The 14,649-nt window shown below is 66.8% G+C and carries 13 protein-coding genes; 10 read left to right on the top strand and 3 right to left on the bottom strand.

Annotated elements, in window-relative coordinates; all coding sequences use genetic code 11:
* Positions 1–14: 14 nt before the first annotated feature.
* The 10 genes from ABQY74_RS12460 to ABQY74_RS12415 all read left to right on the top strand — a co-directional run bounded on the left by ABQY74_RS12460 (position 15) and on the right by ABQY74_RS12415 (position 9,201).
* Positions 15–809, top strand: a complete 795-nt coding sequence (locus ABQY74_RS12460) for a polysaccharide pyruvyl transferase family protein (RefSeq protein WP_039522111.1) — start codon at positions 15–17, stop codon at positions 807–809.
* 4 nt (positions 810–813) lie between these two features.
* Positions 814–1,608 carry a WecB/TagA/CpsF family glycosyltransferase gene (locus ABQY74_RS12455; RefSeq protein WP_016903299.1) on the top strand — a complete coding sequence of 265 codons (795 nt, stop codon included), beginning with the start codon at positions 814–816 and terminating at the stop codon, positions 1,606–1,608.
* A gap of 35 nt (positions 1,609–1,643) precedes the next feature.
* On the top strand, positions 1,644–2,105 hold the full coding sequence (locus ABQY74_RS12450) for a cupin domain-containing protein (protein WP_349791653.1): 462 nt from the start codon (positions 1,644–1,646) through the stop codon (positions 2,103–2,105).
* Positions 2,106–2,194: 89 nt separating this feature from the next.
* Positions 2,195–3,214 carry a TraB/GumN family protein gene (locus tag ABQY74_RS12445; protein ID WP_047125130.1) on the top strand — a complete coding sequence of 340 codons (1,020 nt, stop codon included), beginning with the start codon at positions 2,195–2,197 and terminating at the stop codon, positions 3,212–3,214.
* Positions 3,215–3,349: 135 nt separating this feature from the next.
* Positions 3,350–4,381: a 3-oxoacyl-[acyl-carrier-protein] synthase III C-terminal domain-containing protein gene (locus ABQY74_RS12440; protein WP_047125131.1), complete on the top strand. Its 1,032-nt coding sequence runs from the start codon at positions 3,350–3,352 to the stop codon at positions 4,379–4,381.
* 35 nt (positions 4,382–4,416) lie between these two features.
* Positions 4,417–5,265 carry an MBL fold metallo-hydrolase gene (locus ABQY74_RS12435; protein ID WP_349792244.1) on the top strand — a complete coding sequence of 283 codons (849 nt, stop codon included), beginning with the start codon at positions 4,417–4,419 and terminating at the stop codon, positions 5,263–5,265.
* Positions 5,262–6,221, top strand: a complete 960-nt coding sequence (locus ABQY74_RS12430; protein WP_349791650.1) for an NAD(P)-dependent oxidoreductase — start codon at positions 5,262–5,264, stop codon at positions 6,219–6,221. Before ABQY74_RS12435 ends, ABQY74_RS12430 begins: the two co-directional genes overlap by 4 nt.
* Entirely contained in the window at positions 6,212–7,366 is a 1,155-nt protein-coding gene (locus tag ABQY74_RS12425) for a glycosyltransferase (RefSeq protein WP_349791648.1), read from the top strand. The genes ABQY74_RS12430 and ABQY74_RS12425 overlap by 10 nt, the downstream gene beginning before the upstream one ends.
* Positions 7,344–7,955: a hypothetical protein gene (locus ABQY74_RS12420; RefSeq protein ID WP_349791646.1), complete on the top strand. Its 612-nt coding sequence runs from the start codon at positions 7,344–7,346 to the stop codon at positions 7,953–7,955. The genes ABQY74_RS12425 and ABQY74_RS12420 overlap by 23 nt, the downstream gene beginning before the upstream one ends.
* Positions 7,945–9,201, top strand: coding sequence for a glycosyltransferase (locus ABQY74_RS12415; RefSeq protein WP_349791644.1), 1,257 nt, complete (start codon positions 7,945–7,947; stop codon positions 9,199–9,201). The genes ABQY74_RS12420 and ABQY74_RS12415 overlap by 11 nt, the downstream gene beginning before the upstream one ends.
* Positions 9,202–9,337: 136 nt before the next feature.
* Here the strand turns inward: ABQY74_RS12415 and dxs are convergent, their stop codons facing one another.
* The 3 genes from dxs to ABQY74_RS12400 all read right to left on the bottom strand — a co-directional run bounded on the left by dxs (position 9,338) and on the right by ABQY74_RS12400 (position 14,633).
* Positions 9,338–11,254: a 1-deoxy-D-xylulose-5-phosphate synthase gene (gene dxs, locus ABQY74_RS12410; protein ID WP_054592600.1), complete on the bottom strand. Its 1,917-nt coding sequence runs from the start codon at positions 11,252–11,254 to the stop codon at positions 9,338–9,340.
* A gap of 376 nt (positions 11,255–11,630) precedes the next feature.
* Positions 11,631–12,287, bottom strand: a complete 657-nt coding sequence (locus ABQY74_RS12405; RefSeq protein ID WP_039522097.1) for an HNH endonuclease — start codon at positions 12,285–12,287, stop codon at positions 11,631–11,633.
* A 552-nt stretch (positions 12,288–12,839) separates the two neighbouring features.
* Positions 12,840–14,633, bottom strand: coding sequence for an acyl-CoA dehydrogenase C-terminal domain-containing protein (locus tag ABQY74_RS12400; RefSeq protein WP_349791642.1), 1,794 nt, complete (start codon positions 14,631–14,633; stop codon positions 12,840–12,842).
* Positions 14,634–14,649 lie beyond the last annotated feature (16 nt).

Raw genomic sequence — 14,649 nt, 5'->3', positions numbered from 1 at the left:
GGAGACTGCTCGTTATGGCCAATGCTTTGCTGCAGAAATGGATCGAACATGCGGAACGCCGTGCCTTGTTCTGGTGGCAGCCGAAGAACGCTGGCGTCAACATGGGCGATCATCTGTCCAAGGTGATTGTGTCCTGTGTGCTCTCCTTGCAGGACAAGACGCTGATCGAGAAGCGTGATCTCAGCAAGAAACTGATCGCCATCGGGTCGGTGCTGCATTTTGCCAAGGACGGCGACACCGTCTGGGGCAGCGGCATCAATGGCAAGATTCCCGCCGAGCGCAATACCTTCAGCACGCTCGATGTGCGTGCAGTGCGTGGTCCGAAGACGCGTCAATTCCTGCTCGATCGCGGGATCGCGGTGCCGGAAGTCTATGGCGACCCCGGTCTGCTGACACCGATGTTTTTCCCGGCCGATGCACTGGGAACGGCGAACAAGCGTCCCTTCGCCATCGTTCCGCATTTCAACGAGCCGGTCGAGAAGTACAGCGCGTACGCAGATCATCTGGTGTTTCCCAACGTCAAGCCTGCAACCTTCATGAGTGCGTTGCTGGGCGCCGAGCTGGTGATCAGCAGTTCGCTGCACGGGCTGATTCTTGCCGAAGCGTACGGGATTCCGGCGGTGTACCTGGATTGGGGCAACGGCGAGGATCGCTTCAAGTACGACGACTACTACAACGGCACCGGACGCATGCAGTGGCACTCGGGCAACAGCGTTGAAGAGTGCCTGAAGCTTGGCGGTAACGGCGATTTCGATCTGGAAAAACTGCAGGCCGGGCTGCTGGCCGCGTTTCCTTACGACCTTTGGTGATTCGATGATGCAGGGCCGGCACGTGGATACGGAGACGACAGCAACCGCCAACGCGGCGATGCCGCAGGGCGTGGTGATTCCGCTTGGCGGATTTCCGGTGCTCTCCACCACGCAGGAAGCATTTGCACTGGAATTGTTTCACGCATTGGCCGCCCGGCAACCACGCCGGGTATTTTTTGCCAACACCAATTTCATTGTGCAATGCCAGGCACTGCGGCTACGGATGCGCGAGCCCAGCGTGCGCATCGTCAATGACGGCATCGGCATGGATCTGGCAGCGCGCCTGATCCATGGCCGCCGCTTTGCCGGCAACCTCAATGGCACCGACCTGATTCCGTATCTGTGTCGCGAGGCCGCGCAGCCGCTCAAGTTCTTCCTGCTCGGTGGTCGTCCGGGCGTGGGCAAGACCGCTGCCGCGACCTTGACTGGAACCCTGGGCCAGCAGGTGGTGGGCATGTGCGACGGCTATGGCGAATTTGCCGCCGCCGGCGAGGGCCTGGCCGAGCGCATCAATCGCTCGGGCGCCGATGTGCTGCTGGTGGCCTTCGGCAACCCGCTGCAGGAGCGCTGGATCCTGGATCACAGCCATGCCCTGAACGTGCCCCTGGTGTTCGGTGTCGGCGCGTTGCTGGATTTCCTGTCCGGCACCGCCAAGCGCGCGCCGGATTGGGTACGGCGCCTGCATATGGAATGGATGTACCGGCTGCTCAACGAGCCGCGTCGCTTGCTCAAGCGCTATAGCTGGGATCTGCTGGTGTTCTTCCGTACCTGCCTGCGTGCGGGCAAGCACCTGCCGTGATGCACGCGCGGGGTCGGCTGGCTTAGCATGTAGGCATGCATCCGACCGCCGCCAACCTGATCCGTTCGCTCGAACTCGCCCCGCATCCCGAGGGCGGGCATTTCCGTCGCGTGTATGCGTCGGCGCGCCAGGTGACAGAGGGCGGTCAGCCGCGCCCGGCGCTGACCGCCATCCGCTTCCTGCTCGCTGCCGGCGAATCCAGCGCCTGGCATCGCGTCGATGCGGAAGAAAGCTGGCATTGGCAGCAGGGCGATGCGTTGGAACTGTCGATCTACGACGAGACCAGCGGGCAGCTGCAACGCCTGATCCTGGATGCTGCCGAGCGCGGTGAGCCGATGCACGTGGTGCCGGCAGGGTGCTGGCAGGCGGCGCGGTCGCTTGGCGATTTCACCCTGGTGGGCTGCACGGTCTCGCCGGGATTCGTCTGGGAAGGATTCGCGCTGCTCGACGGCGCCTCGCCGCTGGCCGCGCACCTGGCCAGCCTGGATCCACGCTGAGCCATCGGCGGCTGCGGCGAACATTTCCCTAACGCGGCCATGGCCGGCTTGGCGTAGTGTCCGCGTTCTCACACAGGGGGCGAGACGTGATGCGAGGCCAGCGGGCGGGGTGGGGCGTGGGAATGATGCTGGTGGCGTTGCTGGCGTCGGCCAGCGATGGCACGACGCCGCAGCCAGCCGCGCCATCGCCGCCGGCCGTGGTCGATCTGGAAGCGATGGTGGTGCGCGGCGTGCAGCCCGGCCCGGGCCTGTGGAAGGTCAGCAAGGGCGATCATGTGCTGTGGATCCTGGGCACCGTGTCGCCGCTGCCGAAGCGGCTGCAGTGGCAGTCGGCCGAGGTGGAAACGATCATCGGCCAGTCGCAGCAGGTGCTGATGGCTCCGACCGTCCAGATCGATGCGGACATGGGGTTCTTCGGCAAACTGACCCTGCTGCCCTCGGCAATGAAGGCGATGAAGAACGAGGACGGCCGCGAACTGCGCGAGCTGCTGCCGGCCGATCTGTATGCGCGCTGGTCGGTTGCCAAGGCACGCTATCTCGGCAGCGACCGTGGGGTGGAGCGCAAGCGCCCGATGCTTGCCGCCGGCGAGTTGTATCAGGCGGCGATCAAACGCTCCGGCCTGGCGCGCTCGCCGGTGATCTGGTCGGTGGTGGAGCGTGCCGCCAAGCGCGCCGGGATCAAGCCGACCCCCACCGCGCTGGATTACAAGATCGCCGACCCGCGCCAGGCCATCAAGGAGTTCCGCGCCGGTGGCATGGACGACACCGCGTGCTTTCGCAGCATCCTGGTCACCGTCGAGCGCGACCTTCCCACGATGGTCGAGCGCGCCAACGCCTGGTCGGTGGGCGATATCGAGGCACTGCGCCAGTTGCCACGCGAAGATCCGCAGGCCGCCTGCATGAGCGCCATGGCCAGTTCCGGCGCCGCCAGGAAGCGTGGCATCGACGATCTGGAGCGGCGCATGCGCGAGCACTGGCTGAGCATCGCCACCACCGCGCTGCAACGCAATCGCAGCACCTTCGCGGTGCTGCCGATCAGCCGGCTGACCGCAGCCGATGGTTATCTGGCGCGGTTGCAGGCGCTGGGATACGCGGTGGAAGCGCCTTGACACGTCGGCACGACTGCCCGGCGGTTGTGGTCTGGAACGAGGTGGCGATCGACTGACCGATCGCCGTCCTCGCAGGCAGTCCATGCGCGATGCGCGCTCCGGCGATCGATCGGCTCGGCCCACGCCAGCCACGGTATGCTGCGCGCCTTGTCCAACGAGACCTCCGTGTTGAACGCATTGCCGCTGCGCATTCTGGGCACCGGGCGCCATGTCCCCGCCACGGAGGTGACCTCGCAACAGCTGGATCAACGCTGGCAGCTGCCGGCAGGCACCACCTTCGCGCGCTCGGGAGTGGCCACGCGCCATTACGTGGGCGAGGGCGAGACGGCTTCGTCGATGGGTGCGGCGGCGGCGGCCCAGGCGCTGGCAAGCGCGGGCATCGACCCCGGTCAGATCGATTGCCTGATCTCGGCCTGCAGCGTCATGGAGCAGCCGATTCCCTGCCAGGCGGTGCTGATCCAGCGCGCACTCGGGCTGGGCGATTCGGGCATTCCGGCCTTCGACGTCAATGCGACCTGCCTGAGCTTTCTGGTGGCGCTGGACATGGCCGCGAATGCGTTGGCGCTCGGGCGCTACCGGTGCGTGTTGATCGTTTCCAGCGAGGTGGCATCGGGCGGGCTGGAGGCATCGACGCCGGCCACCGCCGGCCTGTTTGGCGATGGGGCTGCCGCGGTGGTCGTGGGGCGCAGCGCCGCCGATGATGGCTCGGCACTGCTGTCCAGCCGCCTGTCCAGTTACGGCGACGGCGCGGAACTGTGCCGCATTCGCGGCGGCGGCACCCGCTATCCGCGCGGCGAAGAACAGTCGCCCGAGGCCTTGCGCAGCTTCAGCATGGATGGGCGTGGCGCCTACCGGTTCGCGGCGCGCCATCTGCCTGCGTTCTGGGAACGGTTGCTGGGCGAGGCCGGCACCACCACGGCAGCGTTGCGCTGCCTGGTTCCGCACCAGGCCTCCGGTGGAGGCCTGGATCATGTGGTGCAGGCGCTGGGGCTGCGCCCCGATCAGGTGATTCGCATCCTGCAGGCCACTGGCAACCAGGTCGCCGCCTCGCTGCCGCATGCCTTGCACCACGCCCGGATCGAACAGCGCGTGCAGCGTGGCGATCTGGTTGCGCTGCTCGGCACCGGTGCCGGGCTGGCGATCGGCGGCATGGTGTTGCGGTACTAGGGCATGTGCGCATGTTCCGACCAGGTCGCGCCCTGATGCCGCCGCGCGTGTCGCTCGAGTTGCTGCGCATCGGCCATTGCCGCCACTGCGAGCGCATGGTGCGTGCGGACGGCCACTGGCATGCCGTGGAATTTCCCGCGTTGAGCGTGCTGATCCGGCATCCGCAGCGCGGCGCGCTGTTATACGACACCGGGTATGCCGAGCATTTTTTCCGCGCGACCGATCCCTGGCCCGAGCGCCTGTATCGCTGGACCACGCCGGTGCGCCTGCCCGCGCACGAAACGCTGGGCGCACAGCTGGCACGCCGTGGCGTGCAGCTGGAGGAGATCGCCTGGTGCCTGATTTCGCACTTCCATGCCGACCATGTCGGCGGTCTGCGCGATCTGCCTAACGCGCGCTTTCTGTGCCTGCGCGCCGACTATCAACAATTGCGCAGTTGTTCGCGCCTCGGCGGCCTGCGGCGTGCGTTGTTGCCGCAGCTGCTCCCCGAGGATTTCGATCGACGCCTGCAGTTTGCCGAGCAAGCACCGTTGCGTGCGCTGACCGGCGCCTGGCAAGGTCTGGGCGCGGCCTACGATCTGTTCGCAGACGGCAGCGTGCTGGCCGTGCCGTTGCCCGGGCACGTGCCCGGGCAGATGGGGCTGTGGTTGCGCGATCAACACGACCGCGAGGTGTTGCTGTGCGCCGACGCGGTGTGGTCATCGGCGACCTGGTCTGCGCTGCAGTGGCCTGCCTGGCCCACACGTTTGTTGCTGCACGATTGGCGCGCGTTCCGGCGCACCGTGCAGCAGCTGCACGCGCTGTCGCATGCACACCCGGAGTTGGCCATCCTGCCGTCGCATTGCCAACCCAGCCTTGACCGTTATCAACCGGAGTGGCGATGAGCCTGCGTATTCTCGTGACCGGTGCATCCGGCTTTGTCGGTGGTTCCTTCCTGCGACGTTTCCAGGGGCAGCCGGGTGTGGAGATCCACGGCATCGGGCGCCGCGCCAGCGATCTGCCCAACTACCATCGTATCGATCTGAGCCGGCCGTTCTCGTTGCAGTGGCAACCGGATGTGGTGATCCACGCTGCGGCATTGGCCTCGCCGTGGGGCACGCGCGCGCAGTTCCAGTTGCACAACGTCCAGGCCACCGCCAACGTCATCGACTTCTGCAAGCGCCATGGCTGCCCGCGTCTGCTGTATGTGTCGTCCAGTTCGGTGTTCTATCGCGAGGAGCATCAATACGACCTCAGCGAGGACAGCCCGATCGGGCCGACGTTCGTCAACACCTACGCGCAGACCAAATACCTTGGCGAAACGCTGCTGGAGCAGTATCCGGGCGACAAATCGGTGCTGCGCCCGCGTGCGGTGTTCGGGCCGGGAGACACGGTGTTGTTCCCGCGTGTGATCGCCGCTGCGCGCAAGGGTGCGCTGCCACGCTTCGTCGGCCAGACGCAGCCGGTGATCGGCGACCTGATCTACATCGATACGCTGTGCGATTACCTCTATCGCGCTGCGACCGCGCCGCAGTTGCAGCCGGCCTACAACCTCACCAATGCGCAGCCGGTGGATCTGCAGCAGTTGCTGTTGGACCTGCTCACGCGCCTGCAGCTGCCGCTGCCGCGACGCGAGGTGCGCATCGCCACCGCACTGCGCACGGCCAGCGTGGTGGAGGCGGCGTATCGCGTGCTGCGCCTGCGCGGCGAGCCGCCGATCACGCGCTTCGGCGTGGGTGCGTTCGCCTATTCCAAGACCTTCGACCCACGCCGCACGCTCGCCGATCTCGGGCCGCCCAGCGTCAGTCTGGAACAAGGCATCGAGGCATTCGTGCGTTGGCAGGCGGCGCAGTGGGCGTAGTCGTTCCGATAGTGGCAGCTGCCTATCTGGCGGTGCTGATGGTCAAGACGGCTGCAGTGCTGTGGGTGCTGCGTGGTGCACGCGCGCTGCCAGCGGGGGGCGCCAGCGCAACCCAGGCCGAGGTGGCGATCCTGCAGCCGGTGCTGGGGGGCGATGCGCATTTGCAGCAGATGCTTGCGGCCAACCTGCAAGCGCTGCCGGACGCGCAGTTTGTCTGGTTGCTGGATGCAGACGATATCCCGGGAAATAGCGTTGCCGATGCCTTGGTCGCGCTGCATCCGCATGCACGCATCCAGCGCATGCGGGTGCCGGCCGCGCCAGCCGGCATCAACCCCAAGGCCTGGAAGCTCGAGCACGCGCTGGCGCATGTGCGCGCGCCGATCAGCCTGGTCCTCGACGACGATGCGCAGCTGAGCGCCAGCGCGCTCACACGCCTACTGCAGGATCTGGCCGACGCCGATATGGTCACCGCGTTGCCGTACTACCAGGACAGCGCCACGCTGCCAGGCCGGCTGTTGTCGCAGTTCGTCAACAACAATGCGGCACTGACCTACCTGGGCTGGCTGCCGTTCGCCGCGCCGCTGACCATCAACGGCATGTGCTATGCCGCGCGTACCGAGCAACTGCGTGCCTGGGGCGGGTTTGCCGCGTTACTGCAACAGCTCACCGACGATCTGGCCATTGCCACCTTGGTGCGTGAGCGCGGCGGTCGACTCCGCCAATCCGTCGCGCCGGTGGCGATGCGCACCGCGATGCCGGATCTGGCCAGCTACGCACGCCAGATGCATCGATGGATGCTGTTCGCGTTGATCCTGCTGCGTCGGCAGAGCGTGGGCGTGCGTTCGGCGATCGGCGTGCTGCAGGGGCTGCCGCCGTTGCTGCTGCTGGCCTTGCTGGCCTGTGCCTGCGTGCAGGCGAGCTGGCCGGCGCTGGCCTGGGTGCTGGGCACCGTGCTGCTGCGTGCGCTGCTGCTGTGCCTGGTGCAATGGCGGGTGAGCGGTGCGGTTCGCCACCGTCCGCTGCTGTCGGTCGTTGCGGAGTGCCTGCAGCCGCTGCATCTGCTGCATGCTGCGCTGGTGCGCACGATCCGCTGGCGCACCCGGCGTTATCGCGTGTTGCCGGATGGGCGTTTTCGTGCGGACTGACGGTGCCAGCCTGCAGATCGCCTTCCTCACCGGGCAAAGCGATCCGGAGAGTTGCGCATTGAGCATGCAACAACAGCATTTTCTGCTGCAGCTGCAAGGCCCGGGCCGGCGGCTGATCGACTGCAATTATCCGTATCGCTCCGCTAGTCCAACTTACCGGCACATGCCGCTGTGGCGTGCCAGCGTGTCCAACGCGCGCCAGTATCTGGCCGCGCGCGCCGCACGCGTTGCCGATGCAGATCGCATGCGCGTAGTGGCGCTGCTGGAGCAGGCGCCGACGACGGTACTGCTGGCCGGCAGTTGTGGCCTGCAGTTGCTGACAGCGTTGCAGCTGCCGCAGGCGCTGCGCACGCGTCTCGCGGTGTTCACCTATGGCCCGGTATGCGATGCGCCTGGCGCGTTCGGGCAGTTGCGCGTCGTCCAGGGCAGCGGCGACTGGATCTCGCGCGCGCTGTTCGCCGGTGCGCCCGATCTGACGCCTGCCTGCGGGCATCTGCATTATCTGTGCGATGCGGCAGTGCTGGCCGAATGCCAGGCCTTCATCGCGCAGGTCGAGCAGGCAGTGCAGGGGAGGGAACATGCGCATTGATCTGATCGCGCCACCGTATAGCGGCCATCTGCATCCGATCCTGGCGATCGCCCGGCAGCTGGCGCCACATCACGATGTCCAGGTCATCAGCACGCCGGCGGCACTGGCGCACATCCATGCATGCGGACTGAGCGCGGTCGGCGTGCTGGATGCACAAGCCGACCAGCAGTTGCTCGATATCGCCAATCCACCGCATGCGGTAGGCCACAATCCCTTGCGGCTGCGCCGACAGTTGCACAGCGCGCTTGGCATGATGGCGCGGGTGGGCGATGCGGTACGGCAGCGCTGGCGCGAGCGGAGGCCGGATCTGGTGATCGCCGATTTCACCCTGCCCAGCGCGGGGCTGGCAGCGCAGGCGATGGGGATCGCCTGGTGGACCAGCATGCCGTCGCCATGCGTGATCGAAACCGGCGACGGGCCTCCGGCGTATTTCGGCGGCCTGCTTCCGCCATCCACGGCAGCGCAGCGGATCTGGCAGGCGATGGCGCGGCGGCTGACGCGTGGCTTCAAACGGAGCCTGCACCTGTGTTACCGCCGTCAGATGCGCGCATCCGGATTGCCGGCCATCTATCGCAGCGATCGCAGCGAGGCGGTGTATTCGCCGCACTGCATCCTGGCCCTGGGGCTGCCGTCGTTCGAGTTGGCACGGCGCTGGCCGGCGGCGGTGCGCTTCGTCGGCCCGCAGCTGTGCACGCCGCCCGCAGCGGTTGCGTCGCCGCTGTTTGTCCCCGATCGTCGGCATGTGCTGGTGACGCTGGGCACCCATCTGCAATGGGTCAAGCAGCGGATGGACCAGGTGCTGCGTGCGGTGGCGCTGCAGTTTCCGCAGGTGATCTTCCACTTCAGCGATGGCGATACCGCCGCGGCGCCAGCGCAGACGCACGGCAACTACCAGCGCCTGCCGTACGTGGATTACGCGCAGCAGCTGCATCGCTACGACCTGGTCGTCCACCATGGCGGTGCCGGCATCCTGTATGCCTGCCTGGCCGCGGGCTTGCCGTCGATCGTCTACCCGCTGGATTACGATCAGTTCGACCATGCCGCGCGCCTGCAGCGCGCAGGTGCGTCGTGGTGGTTGCGCGAGCTGGACGGCCTGCCTGTGCTGTTGCGCGAGGCACTTGCCGCCACCGAGCTGCCAGCGGGCGTGCGCAGATTGCAGACAGAGCTGCATGACATCGATGCGCAGGCGCGCATCCTGCGGCTGGTGGAGGCGTTTGCACGCACTGGGGCGGTGCCGCAGGTCTGATGCGTTATCGCGCGGGATCGGTCGTGTTGCGGGTCAACGCATCAGCGTCAGCACGCGGCATACGGCATTACCGGCACAGGCAGGCGATTCTGCAACCGCCTGCCGCAACTGCCGCCGCGTGTGACCCGCGCAGGCTTCAGCCTGCAGCGGCATTCAACGCGGGCGGCTTGCCTGCCATCAGCTGCGGCCAGCGCTTGAGCACCGCAGCGCGGATGCCGGCCTGGTCGATGCCGGCCTCGGCCAGCAGGTCTTCGCGGCTGGCGTGGTGCTGGAAGCTGTCCGGCAGGCCCAGGTGCAGCATCGGCATGGTGACCGCTTCGGCGTTGAGCAACTCGGCCACGCCGGAGCCGGCGCCGCCGGCAACGACGTTGTCTTCGATGGTGACGAAGCCTTCGTGGCTCTTGGCCAGTTCCAGCAGCATGGCTTTATCGAGCGGTTTGACGAAGCGCATGTTGACCACGGTCAGGCCAAGCTCGCGGCCGACCGCTTCTGCCGCATCCACGCTGGCGCCGAAACCCAGCAGGGCGATGCGTGTGCCGCTGTGACGCAGCTGCGCCTTGCCGATCGGCAGGCTGGTGAGCGATGCATCGAGTGCGCTGCCCGGGCCGGTGCCGCGCGGGTAACGCACTGCCGCCGGGCCTTCGTAACGCACGCCGGTGGTGAGCATCTGACGGCATTCGGCCTCGTCGGCCGGCGCCATCACCACCATGTGCGGGACGCAGCGCAGGAAGCTCAGGTCCAGGTTGCCGGCATGGGTGGCGCCGTCCGGGCCGACCACGCCGCCGCGGTCGATCGCGAACAGCACGTCGAGCTTCTGCACCGCCACGTCGTGCACCAGCTGGTCGTAGCCGCGCTGCAGGAAGGTGGAGTAGATCGCCACCACCGGTTTGGCGCCCTGGGTCGCCATGCCGGCGGCCAGCGTCACCGCGTGTTGCTCGGCGATCGCCACGTCGAAATAGCGCTGCGGATATTCCTTGCTGAAACGCACCAGGCCCGAACCCTCGCGCATCGCCGGGGTGATCACCAGCAGCTTGGGCTCGGCCGCAGCCATGTCGCAGACCCAGTCGCTGAAGACATCGGTATAGGTCGGCTTCTTGGCGCCGGCCTTGGCGACCAGGCCCTTGCTCGGATCGAACGGGCCCACGGCGTGGTAACCGATCTGGTCGCCTTCGGCCAGCTCGTAACCCTTGCCCTTGGTGGTGATCACGTGCAGCAGCTGCGGGCCCTTGAGCGTCTTCAGGGTCTTCAGCGCGCCGACCAGGCCGGGCAGGTCGTGGCCGTCGATCGGGCCGGTGTAGTGGAAGCCCATTTCCTCGAACAGCGTGGACGGCACGAACATGCCCTTCCAGTGTTCTTCCCAACGCCGCACGAAGCGCGCGGTGGGATTGTTCTTCTTGTCACCGAGGATCTTCTTGCCGCCCTCGCGGATGGCGTTGAGGGTGCGGCTGCCGCTGGCACGCCCCAGCATCTTGGTCAGCCCGCCGACCGCTTCGGAAATCGACATGCGGTTGTCGTTGAGGATCACCAGCAGGTTCGGCTCCGGGTCCATGCCGCCGGCATGGTTGAGCGCCTCGTAGACCATGCCGGCGGTCATCGCGCCGTCGCCGATCACCGCCACCACCTTGCGCTCGTCGCCACTGCGCTGCGCGGCGATCGCCATGCCCAGCGCGGCCGAGATCGAAGTCGAGGAGTGCCCGACACCGAAGGTGTCGTAGACGCTCTCTTCGCGCTTGGGGAACGGCGCCACGCCGTCCTTCTGCTTGACCGTGTGGATCTGGTCGCGGCGGCCGGTAAGGATCTTGTGCGGATAGGTCTGATGGCCCACATCCCACACCAGCTGATCGACCGGGGTCTGATACAGGTAGTGCAGGGCGACGGTGAGTTCGATCACGCCCAGGCCGGCCGCAAAATGCCCGCCGCTCTTGCCCACCGATTCGATGAGGTAGGCGCGCAGCTCTTCGGCGATCGCGGTCAGATCGGCCTCGTCGAAAGTGCGCAGATCGTCGGGGGTCTGGATGCGGGACAGGCGCGGATAGCGGGTGGAGTCGATCATCATCGTGTCAATGTTCTGAAGCCGTATTGTCCTCCCCATGCGAAGGCCCGGCAAGCAAACCGGTTCAGCTGTCAGCGGGAAGTGATGGCCGAGCCTGCTGGCAGCGCAGGCGCGCGTGCCGGGTTCCCAGGGCTGCGGCAATCTGCCGCACCTGGGTCAGCGGCCTGGGGCACGGGTCGGGGATGTTGCCCGGCTGTCGTATGACTCTCGGGTGGAGCCGGCGCATGGGGAGAACGGGTGCGAGGCCATGTAAGGCTATGCGTCGTTGTGAAAAGACGCGTTCGACACCGTCGACGACACCTTCTCTCTGTCGGCTATTGCCAACGCTGGTACTTGGCGCTCAAGCCGGAACACCGCGCCGAGCCGGCATGGCGGACTACAGCGAAAGTTTCGAGCGCTTGGGCAACTGCGCGCGCAGGAACGCCATCTGGTCGGAGAGGATGTTGCGGTTGGACAGGATCAGATGTTCGATCCAGCTCGGCCGGTACGGCACGGCCAGCAACGGCATATGCGCCTGCTGTGGCGTCCGGTTGGCCTTTCGCGAGTTGCACTGGAAGCAGGCGGTGACCACGTTCTCCCAGCTGTCGCGGCCGCCCTTGGAGACCGGCATGACGTGATCGCGGGTCAGCTGTGGGCGACTGAAGTGCTGGCCGCAATACATGCACAGCTGCGAGTCGCGCGCGAACAGGGCGGTGTTGCTGAGCGTCGGCGTCGGGTCCAGCGCACGCGAACGCGCGTGCCCGCGCGCGGCGATGATGGGATGCAATTCCAGCACGCTGCGCTCGCCGGTCAGGCGCGAGATGCCGCCATGGATCTGCATGCAGGGCTCGCCCAGCGTCCAGGACACCGCATCGCGTGCGTACAGACAGGCGGCATCCTGCCAGTTGATCCAGTCCAGCACGCGGCCATGCGCATCGAGCGACAGCAGGCGCAGAGTGGGAAGTTGCTGGATCGCAGCGACAGCGCTGCCCGCGACCGGAGCAGAAGAGCCTCCGGGGAAGATCACATCACCTGCGTGCGTGTCTGTCTCCATCGGGAAAACAGCTTATACCCGATCGTTGACAGTTTGTGTATCGCAGCGAATGGCTTTGGCGCGCGTCTTGCAATCAGGGGTCAGCACGTCTCCGCCCAGCCGCCCCGGCCGCCGCGCTGCGCAACCATGTTCTGACGCCTTGCAGGCCTTGCTAAGCCGTGTAGGAGCGCACCCGGGCGCGACGTCTCGCCGATCGGTACTGCCTCGTCGCGGCCAGGGCCGCTCCTACGACAGCGGCGGAATCCTGCGCTGTTGCCGCAGACGCGCACCCGGGCGCGACGTCTCGCCGATCGATACCGCCTTCATCGCGGCCAGGTCCGCTCCTACGACAGCGGCGCAATCCTGGGATGTTGCCGTAGGAGCGCGCCCGGGCGCGACGTCTCGCCGATCGGTACCGCCTCATCGCGGCCAGGTCCGCTCCTACGACAGCGGCGCAATCCTGGGATGTTGCCGTGAGAGCGCATCCGGGCGCGACGTCTTGCCGATCGGTAATGCCTCGTCGCGGCCAGGGCCGCTACGACAACGGCAGCCCGCCGCGATGATGGCGCTTGCTCAGGCTTCGCCGAACAACTCCGCTTCCAGCGTCATCAACGGCGCTGCGCCGCTGCGGATGGTGGCGGCATGGGTCAGCGTGCGCGGCAACACGCGTGCGAAGTAGAAGCGGGCGGTTTCGCGCTTGGCGCGCTTGAACGCCTCGCTGTGCGCGGAGGCATCGGCAGCGGCCACGCTGCGCGCCCACCAGTACGCCAGCACCACATAGCCGGAGTAGAACAGGTAGTCGTAGCTGGCGGCACCGAGTTCGTCCGGGTTGCGGGCGGCGCGATCGAGCACGTCGCGGGTCAGCATCGCCCACTCGCTGCACTTGTCGCGCAGTGGCTTGATGAACTCGGCCAGTGCGGCATTGCCTTCCTGCGCATTGGCGAAGGTTTCCACATCGGCCAGGAACAGCTTCAGTCCCGCCGCCTGGCTGGCAGCGGTCTTGCGGCCGATCAGATCCAGCGCCTGGATGCCGGTGGTGCCTTCGTAGATGGTGGTGATCCGCGCGTCGCGGGCCAACTGCTCCATGCCGTATTCGCGGATGTAGCCGTGGCCGCCGAAGCACTGCAGCGCGTGGTAGGTGTTCTCGATCGACCACTCGGTCTGGCAGGCCTTGGAGATCGGGGTGAGGAAGCTCACCAGGGTCTCGGCGTCGGCGCGTTCCTGCTCGGTGGTGCCTCGGTGGGCCACGTCGACCAGGCTGGCCGCGTGCAGCGCGAGCAGGCGGCTGCCTTCGGTCAGCGACTTGATGGTCAACAGCATGCGGCGCACGTCCGGGTGCACGATGATCGGGTCGGCCGGCTTGTCGGGGAATTTGGCACCGCTGAGCGCGCGCGACTGCAGGCGCTCGCGGGTGTAGCGCAGCGCGTTCTGATACGCGCGTTCGGACAGGCCGATGCCCTGCAGGCCCACGCTCAGGCGTGCGGTATTCATCATCGTAAACATGGCCTGCAGACCCTTGTGTGGCTGGCCGACCAGATAGCCTTGCGCGCCTTCGAAGTTCATCACGCAGGTCACCGAACCCTTGATGCCCATCTTGTGCTCGATCGAGCCGCAGTGCAGCGCGTTGCGTTCGCCCACGTTGCGGTCGCGGTCCACCTTGAACTTGGGGGTGACGAACAGCGAGATGCCCTTGGCGCCGGCCGGTGCGTCCGGCAGTTTGGCCAGCACCAGATGCACGATGTTGTCGGTGAGGTCGTGCTCGCCGGCGGTGATGAAGATCTTGGTGCCGGTGATGGCATGGCTGCCGTCGGCGTTGGGCTCAGCGCGGGTCTTGAGCAGGCCCAGGTCGGTGCCGCAATGCGGCTCGGTCAGGCACATGGTGCCGGTCCAGCGGCCGTCGATCAGCGGCTTGAGGAAGACATCCTGCTGCCAGGTTTCGCCGTGCTGGCGCAGCGCTTCCATCGCGCCGTGCGACAGCAGCGGGAAGTTGCCCCAGGCCAGGTTGGCCGAGTTGATCATTTCGCTCAGCGGCACGCCCAGGGTGTGCGGCATGCCCTGGCCGCCGAACTCCGGCTCGGCGGTCAGGCCGTTCCAGCCGCCTGCCACGAACTGGTCGTAGGCCGCACGGAAGCCGGGCGGGGTGGTCACCGCATGGGTGCTCTTGTCGAAGGCACAGCCGATTTCGTCGCCGATGCTGTTGAGCGGCGCCAGCACCTGCGCGGTGAAGCGGCCGGCTTCTTCGAGCACGGCGTCGATGATGTCGGTGCTGGCGTCGGCATAGCCGAGCCGGGCGAACAGGGCCTGCGCGCCGAGCACGTCGTGCAGGGCAAAGCGGAAATCGGTCAGCGGGGCGGTGTAGCTGCTCATGCGGGATCCTTCAAAC

This window comes from Xanthomonas sp. WHRI 7064, assembly GCF_040202355.2.
GTDB lineage: Bacteria > Pseudomonadota > Gammaproteobacteria > Xanthomonadales > Xanthomonadaceae > Xanthomonas > Xanthomonas arboricola.
Note: the sequence above shows the minus strand (reverse complement) of the source record. Positions and strands in the feature narration are given on the sequence as shown.

Bases quoted from the DNA above. Each gene is read 5' to 3' on its own strand.
- ABQY74_RS12435 (WP_349792244.1), top strand. From the start codon at position 4,417: ATGCCGCCGCGCGTGTCGCTCGAGTTGCTGCGCATCGGCCATTGCCGC.
- ABQY74_RS12460 (WP_039522111.1), top strand. From the start codon at position 15: ATGGCCAATGCTTTGCTGCAGAAATGGATCGAACATGCGGAACGCCGT.
- ABQY74_RS12450 (WP_349791653.1), top strand. From the start codon at position 1,644: ATGCATCCGACCGCCGCCAACCTGATCCGTTCGCTCGAACTCGCCCCG.
- ABQY74_RS12440 (WP_047125131.1), top strand. From the start codon at position 3,350: ATGCTGCGCGCCTTGTCCAACGAGACCTCCGTGTTGAACGCATTGCCG.
- ABQY74_RS12415 (WP_349791644.1), top strand. From the start codon at position 7,945: ATGCGCATTGATCTGATCGCGCCACCGTATAGCGGCCATCTGCATCCG.
- dxs (WP_054592600.1), bottom strand. From the start codon at position 11,254: ATGATCGACTCCACCCGCTATCCGCGCCTGTCCCGCATCCAGACCCCC.
- ABQY74_RS12430 (WP_349791650.1), top strand. From the start codon at position 5,262: ATGAGCCTGCGTATTCTCGTGACCGGTGCATCCGGCTTTGTCGGTGGT.
- ABQY74_RS12400 (WP_349791642.1), bottom strand. From the start codon at position 14,633: ATGAGCAGCTACACCGCCCCGCTGACCGATTTCCGCTTTGCCCTGCAC.
- ABQY74_RS12445 (WP_047125130.1), top strand. From the start codon at position 2,195: ATGCGAGGCCAGCGGGCGGGGTGGGGCGTGGGAATGATGCTGGTGGCG.
- ABQY74_RS12405 (WP_039522097.1), bottom strand. From the start codon at position 12,287: ATGGAGACAGACACGCACGCAGGTGATGTGATCTTCCCCGGAGGCTCT.
- ABQY74_RS12420 (WP_349791646.1), top strand. From the start codon at position 7,344: ATGGGCGTTTTCGTGCGGACTGACGGTGCCAGCCTGCAGATCGCCTTC.
- ABQY74_RS12455 (WP_016903299.1), top strand. From the start codon at position 814: ATGATGCAGGGCCGGCACGTGGATACGGAGACGACAGCAACCGCCAAC.